Source organism: Aliirhizobium wenxiniae (genome assembly GCF_014201355.1).
GTDB classification, from domain to species: domain Bacteria; phylum Pseudomonadota; class Alphaproteobacteria; order Rhizobiales; family Rhizobiaceae; genus Neorhizobium; species Neorhizobium wenxiniae.
The window spans coordinates 1,236,871-1,255,380 of record NZ_JACHEG010000001.1; the positions used below are offsets into that span (position 1 = coordinate 1,236,871).

Consider the following 18,510-nt stretch of genomic DNA (forward strand, 5'->3'; position numbering starts at 1 on the left):
GACAGCAGTCAGGAGACGTTCCCATGACCGAACTCAGCAAGGAACAACAGACTGAGCTTGAAGCGGCAGCATTTCGCCGGCTCGTCCAGCATCTGCGTGAACGGAGCGACGTCCAGAATATCGACATGATGAATCTGGCAGGCTTTTGCCGAAACTGTCTGTCCAACTGGTATCGCGATGCAGCGATCGAGGCAGGACTGGATCTTTCAAAAGAGGCTTCCCGCGAAATCGTCTACGGCATGCCCTATGAAGACTGGAAGAACCTTCACCAGATGGAAGCAAGCGACGCTCAAAAAGCCGCATTCGAGATCAACAAGCCGCCGCATGGCTAATTGGCAATGGCGATTGATTAGGCTTGACCTTGCGCCTGCTTTTCGGCACTTGACCACTATCCAATAGAGATTTCCATTATCAGGAGACACCAATGTCTGATGCTCATGGCGTCGCCCGCGACCAGCTCCGCGCTTTTGTAGAGCGCATTGAACGACTTGAAGAAGAAAAGAAGACGATCGCCGACGACATCAAGGACGTCTATGGCGAAGCAAAGTCGATGGGTTACGACACCAAGATCATGAAAAAGGTCATCGCCCTTCGCAAGAAGGACGACCAGGAGCGCATGGAAGAGGACCTGATCCTCGACACCTACCTCAGCGCACTCGGCATGATCCCGGGCGCGGGTACCGAAGAGGAAGAAGCCGCCTGATCCGCTTTTCAAAGCCCGCCCTTCAAGGCGGGCTTTTTCTTTTGCGCCTGATACAGCCAATCTCCCTTTGCGTGAGTTTCCCATGGCAGATCACGACGTCATCGTTATCGGCGCAGGCTTTACGGGCCTCACCGCGGCCACGGACCTGATGGCGGCTGGCCTCGATGTCATCGTGGTCGAGGCCCGCAACCGCGTCGGCGGCCGGGTGGAATCGGAATATCTGTCGAATGGCACTCGCATAGACACCGGCGGCCAGTTCCTCTGCAGGGATATGACGCATCTGCTCGAAACAGCGGAAAGGCACGGAGCGCACACCGTTTTTTCCTACGTTGACGGAGAACAATCCTACCGCCCCGCGATTCCGCACGAGCAAGGTGATGCGATATGGGACGGGCTGGAGCAGTTGCGCGAAAGAATGCGGTCCGTCGATCTCACCGATCCGGCATTCACAGGCCTGACCGTGGGGCAATGGATCGACCGACAGACCGACATGTCTTCGGACGTCACCGCTTCATTTCGAAGACTGGTAAAGGGTCTATGGTGCCGCGCACCGGAAGACGTGGCGCTTGCCTATCTCGTTTCGAACGACCGGCGGATCACCAATATCTATCCCGAACTCGAGATGTTCCTCGGCGACACCATGCACGCGCTGGCCGACCGTTTGGCCGCAGGCCTCGGTGACAGACTGAGATTGTCCGCCCCCGCCACCTCTATCACCATCATGGAAGATGAGGTTGAAGTGGATGTCGAAGGCCGCGCGCTCACCGCAGGACATGTGATCATTGCCGTACCGCCCGTCATGGCGCGAAGAATAGAAATATCTCCGCCGCTTCCCGCTAAACTCGGAAGGGCGCTAGCGGCATGGGAACCGGGCTGTGCGATCAAGCTGCAGATCGGTTACAGGACACCATTCTGGCGCGACAAGGGACTGAGCGGCTCGGTCATGTGGAGCGATCCGCAGGGGATCTACGCCTGCGACGCCAGCCATGACGATTATTTCGGCATCGTCGTCTTCCTCGGCGGACCGCTGGCCTCGGAATGGCACAAGCAACCGCAGGGAGAACTGGCGAACTTCGTCACGGCAGAACTTGGCGCCGCATTGGGAGGATCCGGCCACGAGCCGGTCTCCGTCTGCATTCGCGATTGGGTCAATGATGCCTGGAGCGATGGCGCCTATAGCGACGTCATAACCGACCTTGAGGCTACGGATGCGGAAGCAGTCTTGCTTGAGGGCTTACCGCGCCTGCGTTTTGCCTGTTCGGAATTGTCGCCGTCTTTCCCTGGATATATCGAGGGTGCGATCGTCGCTGGAAAGCAGGCCGCAAAGTCTATTCCGAGAAGAAGAGAATAGAATTCAGCTCGGGCACACCAGCCCGCGCATCGTTCAGCTTGAAAACGGGATCAGTTCGAGCCGCTGAAGCGGTTGGGATCGATCTTCACTGCGGCAGCAACCGGCTTGAAGCCTTCGCTCGCATAGGCTGCCGAATATTCGCTGTTCAGCGTGCGGGTCACCACCCGTGGTGCCTTCATCGAAACCACGTCACCCGAGCGCTTGTTGTCCAGCGCCCATTTCTCCAGCGTGTCCTTGGTCAGGTTGCCCGGAGCAGGTGCCAAGTCAGGCTTCGTCGACCGGCCACCCTTGGTCGGCACGGCGGAAGCTGCTGCAGCGACCCACTTGGGCGTATCGAAACCATCGCCGAAATGACCGGAAGCGGAAGGAGCCTGGATAACCTTTTTCGGTAGTGCTGCAACTTCCGTCGGCTTGCGTGCCTGAGAATGCACGGGTGCGGGAGTAGCACCGGCCTCGTCGGTGACAGCACGGATACCGGCCGCGGCTCTGCGATCATCATCGACACTGCGCGAAAGGGCAGCGACGAGTTCAGGCGTCAAGGCTTGCTCATCTTCCCTACCCTGCTCCGTCGCTTGCGGTGCCGGCACCAGCGAGGCGACCTGCGCCACAGCCGGCCGGTGAGCCGGAAGCGGTACGCCCGACATATCCTGCAGCGAAGGCGGAACATCGCCGAGCGATGCCATCATCGTCGATGTATCGCCATCTGCCTTCACGCCGCGCGAACCAAGCAGGGTCGGCACAGGAACGGCATATTTCGTCAGGTCCTCGAAACTTTCACCCTCGGGGCGGCTGTTGGCAGCCGCTGCGGCCTGAAGCGCAAGCGCCTCCTGGGCAGGATTACGCTGCTGCGAATAGAGCGCAGTTGCAAGTGCACCTGGGCCGTCCTGGCGGAACGCTGGGCGTGAAGCGGGAACCGGCGCCGTGATATTCTCCGGCTGCGGCACCTGCTGAGGCTGGGCCGAAGCGACCATCACACCCGGCAACGGAGCGGCGGCAGGTGCTTCGTCCTCTGCATCAGCCGGCCGGCTTGCAGGCGCAGACGGCCGCGGCGACGCGATGGCTGGCGTGCTGCTTTCACCGTTATCCTCTTCTTCGTCGGCACCGCCGCCAAAGAGAGTTGCGAGGAAACCACGACGCTTGCGTTCAGCCGCCGGCGCACTGCCGGCAGTCGATGCGATCTCGATCGAGCTTGAACCGACACGCTTCTTGTAATCGGCGAGCGCCTGATCATAACCCGGCAGCGGCTGGCCATCCGCCGGCAGGTGCAGCGTATTGCCCTTCGGGAAAATCTGCACCAGCTCCTGGCGCGACATACGCGGCCATGCACGCACGCCACCGACGTCCAGATGCACGAAAGGTGAACCCGATGTCGGATAGAAGCCGACGCCACCGACCTGCATCTGCATCGCGAGCGCACGCAGCGTCGCAAGCTTCACGCCGGGAATGTAGAAATCCATGGCCTTGCCGAGCATGTGCTGGCTGTTCTTCGCCACGCCGGTATTGCGCGAGCGACCGCGCAGCATGCCGTTGGTGGTAGGCGAACGATAGGCAGAGACGACGTGGATGTAATCTTTCGCGCCACTGCGCCGATAGACTTCCCAGACGAGATCGAAAAGACGCGGGTCCATCTTTGTCGGCTCGTTCTTGCGCCAGTCACGCAGGAAATTGTTGATCTGCTGAAGACCCTTGGGATCGAAGCGGCCGTTACGCTTGAACGTGATCTCGGCTTTTTCGCCCGTATGGATGAAGTAGAGCTTGAGGCTGCGGTTTTCCGCAGCCGCCTCGGACACCTGCACAGACCAGATGGAAGCAGCAACGACAGCAAGTGCCGCACCTTGAGCGGCACGCCTGGTGAGCGATTGAAAGGCCTTTAGGACGAGGCGACGAACGCCTGTGCCCGAAGGCATTTCTTTTGCATTCAAATCAGGCAAAGCGATCCCCGTCCTGCAGACAACGTCCCTCGTTGTCCCATTTGGCTGACAATTGCGGTCACACGATGGCAAATCTGCCACACATGTACAAGCATCTCTCTTATAGTCAATGATGTGCTAAAGAGAGATTGACAGAAATTGCCATCGCTTCCTTGCCTGAAAATTAACACTATCTAATCAAGCGGCTTCCTTGAGCGGATCATCCGGATCGATACCGTAATCCTTCAGCTTGCGGTAAAGCGTCGAGCGACCGATGCCGAGCTTGCGGGCAACCTGGCTCATCTGGCCGCGGTAGAACTTCAGTGCGAAACGAATCAGTTCCTCTTCCACATCGGCAAGTTTCCTCACTTCACCCGTGTCGTCGGTACTGACGATGACATTGTCCGATGCCGGGTAGGCAGCAGCCAGAAGCGCGCGCGGATCCGGCCGTGTCGTGCGAGGCGGCAGCATCGGCTGCGGGAAGCCCAGATCCTCGGTGATCGGGCGTAGGACCGCTGAAGGAGCAGACATTGGTGTGGTGGAAGTCGCGACCAGCTCGGGAGTGCGGAATTCCGGCACCTGGGCTGCAATCTGCGGGAAATCAAGCTCTGTAAGCTCGTCACCTTCCGCAAGTACGATGGCCCGGAAGATGGCGTTTTCGAGCTGGCGGATATTGCCCGGCCAGTCGTAAGCCGTCAGCAGTGCCAGCGCACCGGCGCTGACATTGAGGTTCTGCGGCAGCTTCTGCTCCAGCGAAAAACGCTCTGCGAAGACGCGCACCAGATGCGGAATGTCTTCCTTGCGGCGACGCAGAGCCGGGATCGTGATCGGAAACACGTTGAGGCGATAATAGAGATCCTCGCGGAAGCGACCGGCACGGACCTCTTCGATCAGGTCCTTGTTGGTCGCCGAAATAAGCCGCACATTGACCTTGTGGACGCGACCGGCACCGACCGTTTCGATCTCGCCCGACTGCACCGCGCGCAGCAGTTTCACCTGAACTTCAAGCGGCAAATCACCGATTTCGTCCAGGAAAAGCGTGCCGCCATCGGCCTCGACGAACTTGCCGGTGTGACGCTCTGTCGCTCCGGTAAACGCGCCCTTTTCGTGACCGAAGAGGATGCTCTCGACCAGATTGGCAGGGATGGCGCCACAGTTGACGGTGATGAACGGCTTGCCGGCACGATCGCTGCCCGACTGGATGGCGCGAGCAATCATTTCCTTGCCAACGCCGGATTCACCCTCGAGCACGACGGGGATATTCGAATGAGCCGCGCGCTGCGCCAGATCGATGACGCGCAGCATGTCCGGGCTTGCCGATACGATGTCGTTGAAGCCGACGACACCGGCGCGACGGCGGCCGACCTTGGCCTTGCCTTCACGATAATCGAGCTTCAATGCGTTGGCGATGGATGTGGCGATCCTCTCCGGCGAGACCGGCTTGACGACGAAATCGAAAGCCCCTGCCCGCATCGCCTGAACGACATATTCGATACTGCCCTGTCCGGTCTGCACGATGACCGGGGTCTGGACGCCCATCTCGCGCAATGCGGCGAGGAAGGTCAGTCCGTCCATTTCCGGCATCATCAGGTCCAGTACGATGACATTGACGTCACCGCTGGTGCGACTGAGAAAATCCAGCGCGACCTTTCCGTTTTCGGCCAGATGCGCGACATAACCTTGCCGCTCGACTGCATTCTTCAGAAGGCGGCGCTGAATGGGATCGTCATCGACGACAAGGATATGAGCAGACATTTGTGAACTCCCGGCAACGTTCATCGTGCACCCTTTGCGGGCTCTTATGCTTCAGGTTGTGCCAGATAGGCTTGAACATCCCCTTTTGAGAAAAGCTCACATTTTAACAGTCTGAACAGAAAACGGACGGGTGGCGGCAAAGGGGTCGAAATGCTACCCCTCTGGCACGCAAGTGAGTGCCCAAAAAAGGGAAAGGAAAGTCCATGACGAAACCCATCGCGCAGCCTGAAATCGCATATGCCGCAACCGCCGCAGGTGGTGGCGCAGCAGATGCCGCGCTTGGTCTCCTGCCTGTCTGGAAACTCTCCGACCTCTACGCGGCAAAGGATGCACCGGCCTTCACAGCCGACCTGAAGCAATCCGAAGCGGATACCCTCGCCTTCGAAAAGAAGTGGAAAGGCAAGCTGGCCGAAGCCGCCACGAAAACCGGCGCCGGCGGCATTGGTGAAGCCTTGAAGGAATACGAGGCATTGGATGACCTGCTCGGCAAGATCGGCTCCTTTGCCGGCCTCACCTATTTTTCCGATACCTCCGATCCGGCCAACGGCAAATTCTTCGGCGATGCTCAGGCGAAACTCACCGATATTTCGTCGCACCTTCTGTTCTTCGCGCTGGAACTCAACCGCATCGACGATGCCGTGATGGATGCCTGCATGGATCGCGATCCGGCAGCCGGCCATTACCGGCCCTGGATCGTCGACCTGCGCAAAGACAAGCCATTTCAGCTGGACGACAAGCTGGAACAGCTGTTTCTCGAAAAATCGATGACTTCGGCCTCTGCCTTCAACCGCCTGTTCGACGAGACCATGGCGGAACTGCGCTTCGATATCGACGGAGAGAAGCAGCCGCTCGAGGTGACGCTCAACCTGCTGCAGGAAGCTGATCCGGCCATCCGCGCCAAGGCCGCCGCGGCACTGTCGAAAACCTTCGGCGAAAACCTGCGCGTCTTTACGCTGATCACCAACACGCTCGCCAAGGACAAGGACATTTCTGACCGCTGGCGCGGCTTCGAGGACATCGCCGACAGCCGGCATCTCGCCAACCGTGTCGAGCGCGAGGTCGTCGATGCGCTGGCCGCAGCCGTTCAGGAGGCCTATCCGCGACTGTCGCACCGCTATTATGCGATGAAGGCAAAGTGGCTCGGCATGGACCAGCTGAATTACTGGGACCGCAATGCACCGCTGCCGGAAACGCCGAAAGCCGTCATCCCGTGGGAAACGGCAAAGGAGACGGTGCTTTCCGCCTACGGCGCCTTTGCACCGGAAATGGCCGATATCGCCGGCCGTTTCTTTGCAGAAGAGTGGATCGACGCTCCGTCGCGTCCCGGCAAGGCTCCCGGCGCATTTGCCCATCCGACCGTGCCGTCTGCCCACCCTTACGTTCTGGTTAACTATCTCGGCAAACCGCGCGACGTGATGACGCTCGCACACGAACTCGGCCATGGCGTGCATCAAGTGCTAGCAGGCGGGCAAGGGGCACTGATGTGCCAGACGCCGCTGACGCTTGCTGAAACCGCCTCCGTCTTCGGCGAAATGCTGACTTTCCGCGCCTTGCTTGAGAAGACGAAAGACAAGCGCGAACGCAAGGCGATGCTCGCCCAGAAGGTCGAGGACATGATCAACACGGTCGTGCGCCAGATCGCCTTCTACCAGTTCGAGCGCAAGCTCCACACCGCCCGCAAGGAAGGCGAACTGACTTCTGAACAGATCGGCGAACTCTGGCTGTCGGTCCAGGGCGAAAGCCTCGGCCCGGCAATCCGGATTTCGGAAGGCTATGAAAGCTGGTGGACCTACATCCCCCACTTCATCCACTCGCCCTTCTATGTCTATGCCTATGCCTTCGGTGACTGCCTGGTGAATTCGCTTTACGCCGTCTACCAGAATGCCGCTCCCAATTCCGGCGTAGGGGGCTTCCAGGACAAGTATTTCGAACTTCTGAAGGCAGGCGGCACCAAGCACCATTCGGAACTTTTGAAGCCCTTCGGCCTCGATGCGACCGACCCGACCTTCTGGTCAAAGGGCCTGTCGATGATCGAAGGGCTGATCGACGAACTGGAAGCACTTGATAAAGAGCTGACTGAGGCCTGAAACGACAAACGGCCGGGGAGACCCGGCCGTTTTCTTTTTGAAGTGAATATCTAGCGCACCACAGGCTCGACAGTCAGATCCCTGCCGCTCGACGCCACGACGCGAACGCGTGAACCGACCGGCAGGTCCGGCCCCATCACCGACCACATCGTATCATCGAGCCTGATCCGTCCCCTGCCCTCCTGGATGGGTTCGGAAAGTGTTGCCGTGCGTCCGACAAGGCTTTCGCCGCGGCGATTGAGCCAGGGTTCATCGCTTTTCGTGCGTTTGCCGTTATAGATCCGCCGGCCGATCACTGCGAACAGCACCGACAGAACGGCAAACAGCAGAAGCTGAATGTGCCAGCCCCAGAATGCGGCATCCCAAAGCGCCAGCGACAGGGCGCCGAGCACCACGGCCGCGGCACCTATCCAGATCAGGAATACGCCGGGAACCAGCAGTTCCAGCACCAGCAGGATCATGCCGACAATCCACCAGCCCCAGGGGCCAAGATTGCTCCACAGTTCGACAACCATCACATCACCTCTCGGAGGTCGGCGGCGTGAACGGCGGCACGACGGCGGTTACCGTTGGCGTGCTGCGCGCCGGGCGCGGTGGCTGCGGGCGTGGGCCAGACGGTGCAGGGCCACTACCGTCGCCGAACACTTCCTTGGCAATGGCGCCGATCCCGCCGAGCGAGCCGATCAGCGACGAGGCCTCGAGCGGCATCAGCACGATCTTGGAATTGTTCGCCTTGCCGATTTCGACCAGCGCTTCGGTATATTTCTGCGCCACGAAGTAGTTGATCGCTTGAACGTCGCCGGCAGCGATGGCATCCGACACAAACTGCGTCGCTCTGGCTTCGGCTTCTGCCAGACGTTCACGCGCCTCAGCCTCGCGGAATGCCGCTTCACGTTCACCTTCGGCCTGCAGCACGGCTGCCTGCTTGGCGCCTTCGGCGCGCAGGATCTGCGCATTACGCGCACCTTCGGCCTCCAGAACCAGCGCACGCTTCTCGCGCTCCGCCTTCATCTGCCGCGCCATGGATTCGACGAGGTCCTTAGGCGGCTGGATGTCCTTGATCTCGATACGGGTGACCTTGATACCCCAGGGATGGACGGCTTCGTCGACAACTCGCAGCAGCTTGTCGTTGATGACGTCACGGTTCGACAGCAATTCGTCGAGGTCCATAGAGCCCATGACGGAACGAATATTGGTCATGGTGATGTTCTGGATGGCGTTTTCCAGATTGGCGATCTGATAGGCCGCCTGCGCCGGATTGAGCACCTGGAAGAAGGCCACGGCATCGGCCGCGACGCTGGCATTGTCCTTGGTGATGACTTCCTGCGTCGGAATATCGAGCACCTGCTCCATGACGTTCATTTTCGCGCCGATGCGCTCGATGAACGGTGTGAGGATGTTCAAACCCGGCTGCAGCGTGCGCGTATAGCGCCCGAAACGCTCGACCGTATAGGCGTAACCCTGCGGCACCGTTTTCACCAATGCGAAGAGAAGCAGGATCGCGAGTATCACCACCACGATTACGAAAATATCGAAACCACCCAAGCTCATAGGAGCCTCCCTTATGAATTGCTTAAAATCGGGGCAATCCTATTCAACCGGAGCACCATTCACAAGCACAGGAAGGTAGTCTAGAAGGCTCCACGAAGACCGGTCGCAGCCTACCCGGATAAAACAAGGACACCAATCATGAAGACAATCGTCGTCTGCTCCGGCGGACTGGATTCCGTTTCGCTTGCCCATAACATCGCCGCCAAGGGCGAGCTCATGGGCCTCATCTCCTTCGATTACGGCCAGCGCCACAGAAAAGAACTGGAATTTGCCGCCGCAGCGGCGGAACGCCTCGGCGTTTTCCACCAGATCATCGACATGCGCGCCATCGGCAGCCAACTCACCGGCTCGGCGCTCACCGATGATGTCGACGTTCCCGACGGCCATTACGCCGAAGAGACGATGCGCATCACCGTCGTGCCGAACCGCAACGCCATCATGCTGACCATCGCCTTCGGCGTCGCGGCAGCTCGCCAGGCCGATGCCGTGGCGATTGCCGTGCATGGCGGCGACCACTTTATCTATCCCGACTGCCGCCCCGGTTTCATCGACAGCTTTGATACGATGCAGCGCCACGCGCTGGACGGTTACGCCTCGGTCAAGCTGCTCGCCCCCTATGTTACCGGCTCCAAGGCCGATATCGTCACCGATGGCGCAAGACACGCCACGCCCTTCGCCGAGACATGGTCCTGCTACAAGGGCGGAGAGCGCCATTGCGGCCGCTGCGGCACCTGCGTCGAACGCCGCGAAGCCTTCCATCTCGCCGGTGTCGAAGACCCGACCGACTACGAAGACCCGGATTTCTGGAAAGCCGCGACAGAAGGGTTCAAAGCCGAGGAGGTCCGCTGATGTACCGGATCACCAAGGAATTCCACTTCTCCGCCTCGCACCAGCTGTCACACCTGCCGGCAGATCATCAATGCGCCCGCCTGCACGGCCATAACTACATCGTCGTGGTCGAATTGGCTTCGGCCGAGCTGAACAGCGATGGTTTCGTTCGAGATTATCACGAACTGGCGCCGCTGAAGCGCTATATCGATGACGAATTCGACCACCGCCACCTCAACGAGGTGTTGGGCCACGACAAGGTGACCTCGGAATATCTGGCGAAACATTTCTACGAATGGTGCAAGGAGCGTCTGCCGGAAACCTCTTCAGTAAAGGTCAGCGAAACGCCGAAGACCTGGGCCGAGTACAGACCATGACCGCATCTGCAGAAACGATCCGCATCAGCGAAATCTTTGGCCCGACCATTCAGGGCGAAGGCATGCTGATCGGCCAGCCGACCGTGTTCGTGCGCACCGGCGGCTGCGATTATCGCTGTTCTTGGTGCGATACGCTGCATGCGGTCGACAGCGCCTATCGCCACGACTGGACACCGATGGACGCAGAGGCGATCTGGCAGGAGGTCCGCGACCTTTCGGGCGGAATGCCGCTGATGGTCTCGCTTTCGGGCGGCAATCCGGCCATCCAGCCGCTCAAATCTCTGATCCGGCGCGGCAAGAACGACGGTTATCGCTTCGCCATCGAGACCCAGGGCAGCATCGCCCGTGACTGGTTCGCCGATCTCGACGTGTTGGTGCTTTCGCCCAAACCACCATCGAGCGGCATGGAAACGGATTGGGACGTTTTGGCGGACTGTCTTGAAGCGGCGGGAAAAGCGCCGCGCATCGCGCTCAAATTCGTCATTTTCGACGATGCCGATTATGCCTTTGCCCGGGAAGCCTCACTGCGCTTTCCGGAACTGCCAGTCTATCTCCAGCCCGGCAACCACACGCCTCCGCCACCGGAAGATGACGACGCCCGCATCGATCTCGACGGTATCATGGACCGGATGTTGTGGCTGGTCGACAAGGTGACGGCTGACTATTGGTTCTCGGCAACCGTGCTGCCGCAGCTTCACGTCTTGCTCTGGGGCAACAAGCGGGGCGTCTGAAAAGCGCCCCGGATAGTTACTCGACGTAGATCATCTTCTTCGTCATGCCGCCATCGACGGTCAGCACCTGCCCTGTGACGAAACCCGCACCGTCGAGATAGAGCACGGCATCGGCAATATCCTTGGGCCGACCGACGCGACCGACCGGATGTTGTGCCTCGTCCTCATGGCTCAAATTCGTCTCGTTGGTGATCCAGCCCGGAGCGATCGCATTGACGCGGATCGTCGGCCCGAGGCTGACGGCAAGCGCATGCGTCAGCGCTACCAGCCCACCCTTGGATGCCGCATAGGCTTCCGAATTCGGCTCGGACATGAAGGCCCGGGTGGAAGCCATGTTGACGACCGATCCGCCGGTTTTCATCAACGGCACGACGGCTCGCGTCATCAGGAAGGCACCGGTCAGGTGGCTGTCGATGACGCGCCGCCAGTCGAGATAGGACATGTCGAGAATGGAAGTGCCGAGCGCCCCGCCCGTTGCACCGGCATTGTTGACGAGCAGATCGAGACGATCCCACCCAAGCTCGGCAACCGCGATTTCGACTGACGCTTCGTCCGCGACATCACATTCGATGGCACGTACACCTTCGACTGCGTGGGTCTTGCCGGAGAGATCGAAAGAGGCAACCTCGAAACCACGAGCGACCAGCGCCTCGCAGATCCCGGCTCCGATCAGGCCTGCTCCACCGGTGACGATTGCCTTTTTCATGATCCGCTCCGTTATCGGGGGTTACACCCAGCCCTGCAGCTCCCGCCGCACTACCGTTTCCAGCACATCCATGCCGCCCTCGCTGTCGTTCAGACAGGGGATGTGTACAAACTTCTCGCCGCCGTGATGCATGAAGATCTCGCCCGCCTCGCCGGCAATTTCCTCAAGCGTTTCGAGACAATCCGAAACGAAGCCCGGGTTCATGATCGCGACGCGCTTGATGCCCTCGGCAGCCAGCCCTTCCATCGTCTTGTCGGTATAGGGCTGCAGCCACTCTTCCGGGCCAAAACGCGATTGGAAGGTAATGCGCAACTGATCCTCCCGATAACCGAGCGCCTCGCGCAGCAGCCGCGCCGTCTTCTGACAGAAACACTGGTACGGATCGCCGGCCTTGAAATAGGATTGCGGGATGCCGTGGAACGAGGTGATCAAGAGCTGCGGCTCCCAGTCGAGCGTCGCAAGCGTCTGGCGCACAGAATTGGCAAGAGCCTCGATATAGACCGGATCGTCGTGATAGGTCGGCACCGTGCGCACTGCCGGCTGCCAGCGCATCTTCATCAGATGCTCGAACGCCTTGTCGTTGACGGTCGCGGTCGTTGCCGCCGCATATTGCGGATAGAGCGGAAAAAGAACGATGCGATCACAACCCTGCGCCTTCAGTGCATCGATCTTCGAGGCGATCGACGGATTGCCGTAGCGCATGCCCCAGTCGACCACGACATTCGGCAGATCCTTCAGCCGCTCAGCCATCAGCTCACCCTGATTGCGGGTATAGGTGCGCAAGTAGCTTTCGTTGAGATCCTTGTTCCAGATCTCCTCATAGGCCTTGCCCACCTTCTGCGGCCGCTTGTTCAGGACGATCCCGTAAAGGATCGGATACCAGTAGAGCTTCGACCATTCGATCACGCGGCTGTCGGACAGGAATTCGGCGAGATAACGCCGCATCGACCAGTAATCGGTACCATCGGGCGTGCCGAGATTGACCAGCAGCACGCCGACCTTGCCAAAGGAAACGGACGGATGGGATGCGGGCATGGAGGCAGAAGACGTGCTCATGATAGCTTTCCAGATATGCGAACCGAAACCATTACGGCGGTCGATGACTTGCGGATCATTTAGAAACAAAAAACGGCTCGGGAAACCCCGAGCCGCAATCGTCGCTGAGACAATTTGTCCCGATCCATGATTTAGTTCGTCGATCCCGGCCTTGACCGGGATCAAGAACCTCACTTGGCCGGCAGTTCCAGCTCTGCGCCGACCTGGATGAGGTTCGGATGACGCAGGCTGTTGGCCTTGGCGATCTCCGTCCAGCGCTCGCCGTCGCCATAGGTGCTTTCGGCGATCTTCCAGAGCGAGTCACCCTTGACGACCGTGTACTTGCTCGGGCCGGCGGCCGGCGGCGTGGTCTGGCCCTGGGCTTCGACTGCGGCCGGAGCCGTTGCAGCAGGAGCCTGAGTAGCGGGCGCAGCAGGTGCGGGAGCGGCAGGAGCCTGCGCGGTAGCAGCCGGTGCCGGAGCAGCGGGGGCTGCAGGCGCGGCATCAGCCTTCGGAGCCGGCTTGTAGTCTGCCGGTGTCAGGTCCGTGATGCGGCCGTCGGTATAGGGCTTGTAAGGTGCGTTGGCGCCGACATAGGCAGCAGTCACATCGGCAAGGTCCGGACCGTAGTCATAGGCATTCTGGGCGCCGGTCTTGAACGGCGCATAACCGTCACCGCCTGCGCGCATGAAGTTGTTCGAAACGACACCGTACATCTTGGCCGGGTCGATCGCGACGAAGTTTTCGCCTTCCTTGACCTGTACGTCGCTGACGCGGGAACCGGCCGGCTTCGACTTGTCGAAGGAGAACTTCAGGCCCGCAACCTGCGGGAAGCGACCGGCGCCGTCGTCGATCTGGCTGACACCGTTTTCGAGCGACTTGACGATATCGGCACCCGACAGCTGGAAAGTGGCAACGGTGTTCTGGAACGGCAAGACGCTGATGACATCTCCCTGGGTCACTTCACCGGCAGCGATCGACGCGCGCAGGCCACCGCCATTGATGACCGCGATCGTCATGCCCTGACCCTTGGTGCTATCGAGAATAGCGTCAGCGACGAGGTTGCCCATCGAGCATTCCTTGGCACGGCAAACCGTGCGGTCACCTTCGATCTTGTCGGAAGACTGGCCGATCACCTTCTTGCGCAGCTCGTCGATCGGCTTGGCCAGTTCCGCCACCTGGGCAGCAACGGCCTGATCCGGTGCGAATGTCTTGTCGACGAGGATCGGATCACCCTTTGCGGACTTTACGACGCCATTGTCGTCGAAGGTGATGGTTACTTCGCCGAGATATTTGCTGTAGGCATTGGCGGTGACGACCGGAACCTTGTAGCCGCCGGCATTGTCGACAAACGTCGGATAGGGACCTTCAGCCTTGGGATCCGTGTTCGACAGCAGCGTGTGCGAATGGCCGCCGACGATCACGTCGATATCGGCGATCTTGGCGATCACGTCGAGGTCGCGCTTGTAGCCGACATGGGTCAGCGCGATGATCTTGTTGACGCCTTCTCCCTTCAGCTTGGCGACTTCGGCTTCGATCGCGGCAACATCGTCCTCGATCTTCACGTTCGGGCCGGGATTGGCGATTTCATTGGTGTCGGTCGTGACGACGCCGACGATGCCGATCTTCTGGCCACCGACTTCGACGACGGTCGAAGGCTTGATGCGGTCGCCAAGGGTCGACTGCGCGGTTACCGCCACATTGGCGCCCAGAACCGGGAATTTCGCACCTTCGAGGAAGGGCAGGATGGCGGTCTCGCCATCGTCGAATTCATGGTTGCCGACGGTCATCGCGTCAAAACCGATGACGTTCATCATTTCCAGCTCAGCCTTGCCCTTCAGCGTCGAGTAAAACAGCGAGCCCTGGAAATTGTCACCGGCATTGAGCGACAGCACGTTCTTGCCCGAGAGAGCGGCGCGGCGCGTTTCGAAAGCGGTCTTCAGGCGAGCAGCACCGCCGAAGCATTCCTGCGCTGCAGTTTCCTTCTCCGAGCAGGTGGAATCGTATTTGTTGATCTCTTCGATGCGCGAGTGGAAATCGTTGATGTGCAGGATGTTAAGTTCAAAATCGGCAAAAGCCACACCGCTCGAAAGCGCGACTACCGATGCCGTAAAAAGCCCTAGTCCAAATCTCTTAATCATCATCAACTCTCTCCTAGATTTCATCACCGTACAGAGCACGGCAGTTCCCGATTTTGGTTAGACGGCAAGTATGACAACCGTTCTGCAGCACATGTTTTCACCAAGCAAAATCGGTTTCAAGGCAAATATGACAAGAGCGCACCACATTATTTTGCCTCCATAACGCGAAAACCCCGCTTGCGCGGGGTTCTCCAGAAATATCGAATATTGTGTGCGAAATCAGCCGCGTCGCGTCAGCGAGAATTGCGCGCCGCTATCCTGGGTGCAATTGAGCTGGCTGGTGCTCACAAGTGCGCAGTTGACGCGCGACTGGGTCTTGCGCACCAGCGAGGTCATGTTGATCTCGACCAGCGTCGGCGAAAGCGTCGTATAGGTTCCCGAGGCGAGCAGCGCATTGCTGTCGCTGGCGCGGGTGTTGAACGTGCCCGCCTGGAAGGTCGAGACGATGCCGTTCGGATCGACCCAGCTTCCTTCGACGCCCTGGGGCTGCGGGGCCGCAGCCATCTGCCGCGGCGGCGGCGAGGACACGCAAGCACTCAGACTGGCAGCTGCGATCAGCGCAAAGCCCATTTTCAGTTTCATGATTTATCTCCCGCGATTCGCTCGGTCATACGTAACAAAGACCATGGCGTCCCACTTCATCTATGGCAAGCCGCCAGCTTGTACAGTGTCGGGACATTCTGTCTCTACAGAAAACGCCCGCTTTTGCGCGGGCGTTTCCAAAATACACAAAAAGATCGGCAACAAGCCAGTGCTTACCGCACCAGGATGTTCTTGAACTGCCAGGCATCCTTCTCGTCGATATCTTCCGGGAAGAGACCCGGGCGACCTTCGAGCGGGGTCCAGTCGGTGTAATGACCTTCGACCGGGCCAAGGTAAGGCGTCTGCACTTCGAGGCAACGCTTGTAATCGACCTCGTCGGCTTCGACGATGCCGGCCTTCGGATTTTCCAGCGCCCAGACCATTCCGGCAAGAACAGCGGAGGTCACCTGAAGACCGGTGGCATTCTGGTAAGGCGCGATGCGACGGGTTTCTTCCAGAGACAGGCGCGAACCATACCAGTAGGCGTTCTTTTCGTGGCCGTAGAGCAGCACGCCGAGTTCATCGACGCCGTCTTCCAGCTCGTCCTCGTTGAGAACATGCAGGACCGGCTGCTGGTTGCCGCCATTGCCGAACATTTCGTGCAGCGAAAGCACGGCGTCATTGGCCGGGTGATAGGCATAGTGGCAGGTCGGGCGATAGACGACTTCGCCATCCTTCTCGACCGTGAAGTAATCGGCGATCGAGATCGACTCGTTATGGGTGACGAGGAAACCGTATTGCGGGCCGGGCGTCGGGCACCAGGTGCGAACGCGGGTATTGGCACCCGGCTGCTCCAGATAGATGGCGGCCTTGCAGCCCTTCTTGTGCTTCTTGGCGTTCTTCGGCATCCAGTTTTCGTGGGTGCCCCAGCCGAGTTCGGCCGGCTGCAGACCTTCGGAAATGAAGCCTTCGACAGACCAGGTGTTCCAGAACACGTTGAGCGGCTTCGGGTGCTTGGTGCGCTGCGTATCGCGCTCGGCAATATGCACGCCCTTGACGCCGAGCTTCTTCATCAGCTTGGCCCAGCCTTCGCGATCGTTCTGATCCGGCTCGTCGAACTTCAGACCGGTGTCGTTGGCGAGGTTGACCAGCGCCTGCTTGACGAACCACGAGACCATGCCTGGGTTTGCGCCGCAGGTGGAAACGGCAGTCGTGCCGCCCGGGTTCTTCCTCTTCTCGTGGCGCACGGTTTCGCGCAGCGCATAATTGGTGCGCTCGGAATTCTTCATGCTCTTGTCGAAGTAGAAGCCGAGCCAAGGCTCGACGACGGTATCGATGTAAAGAACGTCGAGCTTGCGGCAGAGCTTCATCAGGTCGAGCGAGCCGGTATCAACCGACAGGTTGACACAGAAACCCTGACCTTCGCCTTCGGTCAGAAGCGGCTTGAGCAGCTCCTTGTAGTTTTCCTTGGTGACATGTTCCTTGATGTGGCGAACACCGTGCTTGGCAAGGATTTCCATGTCGGCGGGTTCTTCGCGCGGGTCGATGACCACCATCCGGCTCTTGTCGAACTTGAAGTGGCGCTCGATGAGCGGCAGCGTGCCGCGGCCGATCGAGCCAAAGCCGATCATCACGATCGGGCCGGTAATTTCGGCATAAACCGGGTAGTTGGTATCCGACATGTCATACTCCCTATAAATCGACTGCACGATTAAAACCGCAGCCTGGCTTCACGCATAATCAGCGAGTGTGACGCGTGTTCTTATGCGCGGCCCTAGATCATAAAAATCAGTCACAATAAAGGGCTTGTTCCACGAACGCGGCAAGGACAAGGCACTATTCCGCCAAAGTGTTAACCGGCTCTACCCGGCGCAGCAAATCGATAAGTTCGCCCCGCTTTTCCGTCAGCCCTTTGTAGTCGATTTCGGCATCCGACATCGACTCCAGTTGATCCGCCATCGAGACGGCAAGTTCCGCAGCATTCGGCTGCGTAAGAATGACGGACACCGGATCGAGATAGATGCGAATGGTGAAAAGGATATCGCCAGACACCGGCAGTTTGCGCAGCGTCTGGCGCTCAACCCTTATGAACGCCTTGTCCGCCGAAACCCCGCGTTTTTCTTCAGTGGATTTCGCGTACGGGTGATAAAGCGCATGGGACCAATTCACCGACCAGTTCCAGCGAACCACGATCCTGTCGGCGGAGAGATTGTCGAACATCCGGTTGATAAGCCCGGCATTGCGGCTGCCGCCTTCGAAACCCGGCACCGGAGCATGCACATCATCCATCGACAGGCCGAATTTCTCCGACAGTCGCCAGGACGACGGGAAGGCCAGAAACGCTGCGGCAATTCGCCAGCCGTTCTCGCCTTTGCGCATGATCACGAGATCGTCCTGCACCAGCAACCCGGCCCGATGCAGCGGCATCATCCCGTCATCGGCAATATTCGTCCCGCAGCCCGCCACATTCATGTCGTTCCCGGTAAGACGGTAATTCTCTGGATGATACTGCGGCAGGTAGTCGATCAGGAGATCGAGAACTTCCTGCTGCGCCTCCTGCGTACCCGGCTCGGCGCGCAGCACAAGCTCGCCATGCTCCGCCACCAGATGGCGTTTCAGCAATACCTGCTCCGCCAGATCGCCATCGGGCTCGATCCAGCGCTCCGGTTCCAGTTGCAGGAGACCGATCGTGAAGGGTTTAGATGAGCCGTCATAGGGCGTGTATGTTGGTACTGTATCGGCAGGCATCGGATCCGCGGCATCTCCTGTTTGCCGCAGTGTCGTTTCAAGACCTGGTCTTTTCAAGCGCTTTG

At 59.4% G+C, this 18,510-nt stretch carries 16 protein-coding genes and 2 pseudogenes; 7 read left to right on the forward strand and 11 right to left on the reverse strand.

The window, feature by feature from the left end; all coding sequences use genetic code 11:
• Nucleotides 1-23 precede the first annotated feature (23 nt).
• The 3 genes from HNQ72_RS06080 to HNQ72_RS06090 all read left to right on the forward strand — a co-directional run bounded on the left by HNQ72_RS06080 (nucleotide 24) and on the right by HNQ72_RS06090 (nucleotide 2,054).
• The gene (locus HNQ72_RS06080) at nucleotides 24-332 is read left to right on the forward strand and encodes a DUF1244 domain-containing protein (RefSeq protein WP_183990467.1); all 309 of its coding nucleotides are present in this window, start codon (nucleotides 24-26) and stop codon (nucleotides 330-332) included.
• A 92-nt stretch (nucleotides 333-424) separates the two neighbouring features.
• On the forward strand, nucleotides 425-703 hold the full coding sequence (locus HNQ72_RS06085) for a DUF2312 domain-containing protein (protein ID WP_112505368.1): 279 nt from the start codon (nucleotides 425-427) through the stop codon (nucleotides 701-703).
• 82 nt (nucleotides 704-785) lie between these two features.
• A complete protein-coding gene (locus HNQ72_RS06090) occupies nucleotides 786-2,054 on the forward strand; it encodes a flavin monoamine oxidase family protein (RefSeq protein WP_183990469.1) in 1,269 nt (422 codons plus the stop codon).
• Between the two features lie 50 nt (nucleotides 2,055-2,104).
• Here HNQ72_RS06090 and HNQ72_RS06095 read toward each other — a convergent pair whose 3' ends face one another.
• The 3 genes and pseudogenes from HNQ72_RS06095 to HNQ72_RS06100 all read right to left on the reverse strand — a co-directional run.
• Nucleotides 2,105-3,961 carry a peptidoglycan L,D-endopeptidase MepK gene (locus tag HNQ72_RS06095; RefSeq protein ID WP_183991366.1) on the reverse strand — a complete coding sequence of 619 codons (1,857 nt, stop codon included), beginning with the start codon at nucleotides 3,959-3,961 and terminating at the stop codon, nucleotides 2,105-2,107.
• Nucleotides 3,962-4,162: 201 nt separating this feature from the next.
• Nucleotides 4,163-4,375, reverse strand: a pseudogene (locus HNQ72_RS31225) (helix-turn-helix domain-containing protein); the annotation flags it as partial.
• A 158-nt stretch (nucleotides 4,376-4,533) separates the two neighbouring features.
• Nucleotides 4,534-5,719, reverse strand: a pseudogene (locus HNQ72_RS06100) (sigma-54-dependent transcriptional regulator); the annotation flags it as partial.
• 203 nt (nucleotides 5,720-5,922) lie between these two features.
• Here HNQ72_RS06100 and HNQ72_RS06105 point away from each other — a divergent pair.
• Nucleotides 5,923-7,806 carry a M3 family oligoendopeptidase gene (locus tag HNQ72_RS06105; RefSeq protein ID WP_183990473.1) on the forward strand — a complete coding sequence of 628 codons (1,884 nt, stop codon included), beginning with the start codon at nucleotides 5,923-5,925 and terminating at the stop codon, nucleotides 7,804-7,806.
• Nucleotides 7,807-7,856: 50 nt separating this feature from the next.
• On the opposite strand, the gene HNQ72_RS06110 is transcribed toward HNQ72_RS06105, so the two are convergent.
• A complete protein-coding gene (locus HNQ72_RS06110; protein WP_183990475.1) occupies nucleotides 7,857-8,321 on the reverse strand; it encodes an NfeD family protein in 465 nt (154 codons plus the stop codon).
• A gap of 4 nt (nucleotides 8,322-8,325) precedes the next feature.
• Entirely contained in the window at nucleotides 8,326-9,357 is a 1,032-nt protein-coding gene (locus HNQ72_RS06115) for an SPFH domain-containing protein (protein ID WP_183990477.1), read from the reverse strand.
• Between the two features lie 138 nt (nucleotides 9,358-9,495).
• Here HNQ72_RS06115 and queC point away from each other — a divergent pair, with 138 nt between their 5' ends.
• From queC to queE, 3 genes are read left to right on the forward strand one after another with little or no spacing between them, the layout of a single operon-like run.
• Entirely contained in the window at nucleotides 9,496-10,206 is a 711-nt protein-coding gene (queC, locus tag HNQ72_RS06120; RefSeq protein ID WP_183990486.1) for a 7-cyano-7-deazaguanine synthase QueC, read from the forward strand.
• Nucleotides 10,206-10,562: a 6-carboxytetrahydropterin synthase QueD gene (queD, locus tag HNQ72_RS06125; protein ID WP_183990488.1), complete on the forward strand. Its 357-nt coding sequence runs from the start codon at nucleotides 10,206-10,208 to the stop codon at nucleotides 10,560-10,562. The genes queC and queD overlap by 1 nt, the downstream gene beginning before the upstream one ends.
• On the forward strand, nucleotides 10,559-11,293 hold the full coding sequence (queE, locus tag HNQ72_RS06130; RefSeq protein WP_183990490.1) for a 7-carboxy-7-deazaguanine synthase QueE: 735 nt from the start codon (nucleotides 10,559-10,561) through the stop codon (nucleotides 11,291-11,293). The genes queD and queE overlap by 4 nt, the downstream gene beginning before the upstream one ends.
• A gap of 16 nt (nucleotides 11,294-11,309) precedes the next feature.
• Here queE and HNQ72_RS06135 read toward each other — a convergent pair whose 3' ends face one another.
• The 6 genes from HNQ72_RS06135 to HNQ72_RS06160 form a co-directional block, all read right to left on the reverse strand.
• Nucleotides 11,310-11,999 (reverse strand): SDR family oxidoreductase, encoded by a 690-nt coding sequence (locus HNQ72_RS06135; protein ID WP_183990492.1) that lies wholly within the window; start codon nucleotides 11,997-11,999, stop codon nucleotides 11,310-11,312.
• Nucleotides 12,000-12,020: 21 nt separating this feature from the next.
• Nucleotides 12,021-13,055: a ferrochelatase gene (gene hemH / locus HNQ72_RS06140; RefSeq protein ID WP_183990494.1), complete on the reverse strand. Its 1,035-nt coding sequence runs from the start codon at nucleotides 13,053-13,055 to the stop codon at nucleotides 12,021-12,023.
• 170 nt (nucleotides 13,056-13,225) lie between these two features.
• The gene (locus HNQ72_RS06145) at nucleotides 13,226-15,175 is read right to left on the reverse strand and encodes a 5'-nucleotidase C-terminal domain-containing protein (RefSeq protein WP_183991368.1); all 1,950 of its coding nucleotides are present in this window, start codon (nucleotides 15,173-15,175) and stop codon (nucleotides 13,226-13,228) included.
• A 219-nt stretch (nucleotides 15,176-15,394) separates the two neighbouring features.
• Nucleotides 15,395-15,757: an outer membrane lipoprotein Omp10 gene (gene omp10, locus HNQ72_RS06150; protein WP_183990496.1), complete on the reverse strand. Its 363-nt coding sequence runs from the start codon at nucleotides 15,755-15,757 to the stop codon at nucleotides 15,395-15,397.
• A 173-nt stretch (nucleotides 15,758-15,930) separates the two neighbouring features.
• On the reverse strand, nucleotides 15,931-17,379 hold the full coding sequence (locus HNQ72_RS06155; RefSeq protein ID WP_183990498.1) for a homospermidine synthase: 1,449 nt from the start codon (nucleotides 17,377-17,379) through the stop codon (nucleotides 15,931-15,933).
• Nucleotides 17,380-17,533: 154 nt separating this feature from the next.
• The gene (locus HNQ72_RS06160; RefSeq protein WP_183990500.1) at nucleotides 17,534-18,445 is read right to left on the reverse strand and encodes a heme-dependent oxidative N-demethylase family protein; all 912 of its coding nucleotides are present in this window, start codon (nucleotides 18,443-18,445) and stop codon (nucleotides 17,534-17,536) included.
• Nucleotides 18,446-18,510 lie beyond the last annotated feature (65 nt).

Coding starts and splice junctions, on each gene's coding strand:
- HNQ72_RS06080 (WP_183990467.1), top strand. CDS start 24: ATGACCGAACTCAGCAAGGAACAACAGACTGAGCTTGAAGCGGCAGCA.
- HNQ72_RS06085 (WP_112505368.1), top strand. CDS start 425: ATGTCTGATGCTCATGGCGTCGCCCGCGACCAGCTCCGCGCTTTTGTA.
- HNQ72_RS06090 (WP_183990469.1), top strand. CDS start 786: ATGGCAGATCACGACGTCATCGTTATCGGCGCAGGCTTTACGGGCCTC.
- HNQ72_RS06095 (WP_183991366.1), bottom strand. CDS start 3,961: ATGCCTTCGGGCACAGGCGTTCGTCGCCTCGTCCTAAAGGCCTTTCAA.
- HNQ72_RS06105 (WP_183990473.1), top strand. CDS start 5,923: ATGACGAAACCCATCGCGCAGCCTGAAATCGCATATGCCGCAACCGCC.
- HNQ72_RS06110 (WP_183990475.1), bottom strand. CDS start 8,321: ATGGTTGTCGAACTGTGGAGCAATCTTGGCCCCTGGGGCTGGTGGATT.
- HNQ72_RS06115 (WP_183990477.1), bottom strand. CDS start 9,357: ATGAGCTTGGGTGGTTTCGATATTTTCGTAATCGTGGTGGTGATACTC.
- queC (WP_183990486.1), top strand. CDS start 9,496: ATGAAGACAATCGTCGTCTGCTCCGGCGGACTGGATTCCGTTTCGCTT.
- queD (WP_183990488.1), top strand. CDS start 10,206: ATGTACCGGATCACCAAGGAATTCCACTTCTCCGCCTCGCACCAGCTG.
- queE (WP_183990490.1), top strand. CDS start 10,559: ATGACCGCATCTGCAGAAACGATCCGCATCAGCGAAATCTTTGGCCCG.
- HNQ72_RS06135 (WP_183990492.1), bottom strand. CDS start 11,999: ATGAAAAAGGCAATCGTCACCGGTGGAGCAGGCCTGATCGGAGCCGGG.
- hemH (WP_183990494.1), bottom strand. CDS start 13,055: ATGAGCACGTCTTCTGCCTCCATGCCCGCATCCCATCCGTCCGTTTCC.
- HNQ72_RS06145 (WP_183991368.1), bottom strand. CDS start 15,175: ATGATTAAGAGATTTGGACTAGGGCTTTTTACGGCATCGGTAGTCGCG.
- omp10 (WP_183990496.1), bottom strand. CDS start 15,757: ATGAAACTGAAAATGGGCTTTGCGCTGATCGCAGCTGCCAGTCTGAGT.
- HNQ72_RS06155 (WP_183990498.1), bottom strand. CDS start 17,379: ATGTCGGATACCAACTACCCGGTTTATGCCGAAATTACCGGCCCGATC.
- HNQ72_RS06160 (WP_183990500.1), bottom strand. CDS start 18,445: ATGCCTGCCGATACAGTACCAACATACACGCCCTATGACGGCTCATCT.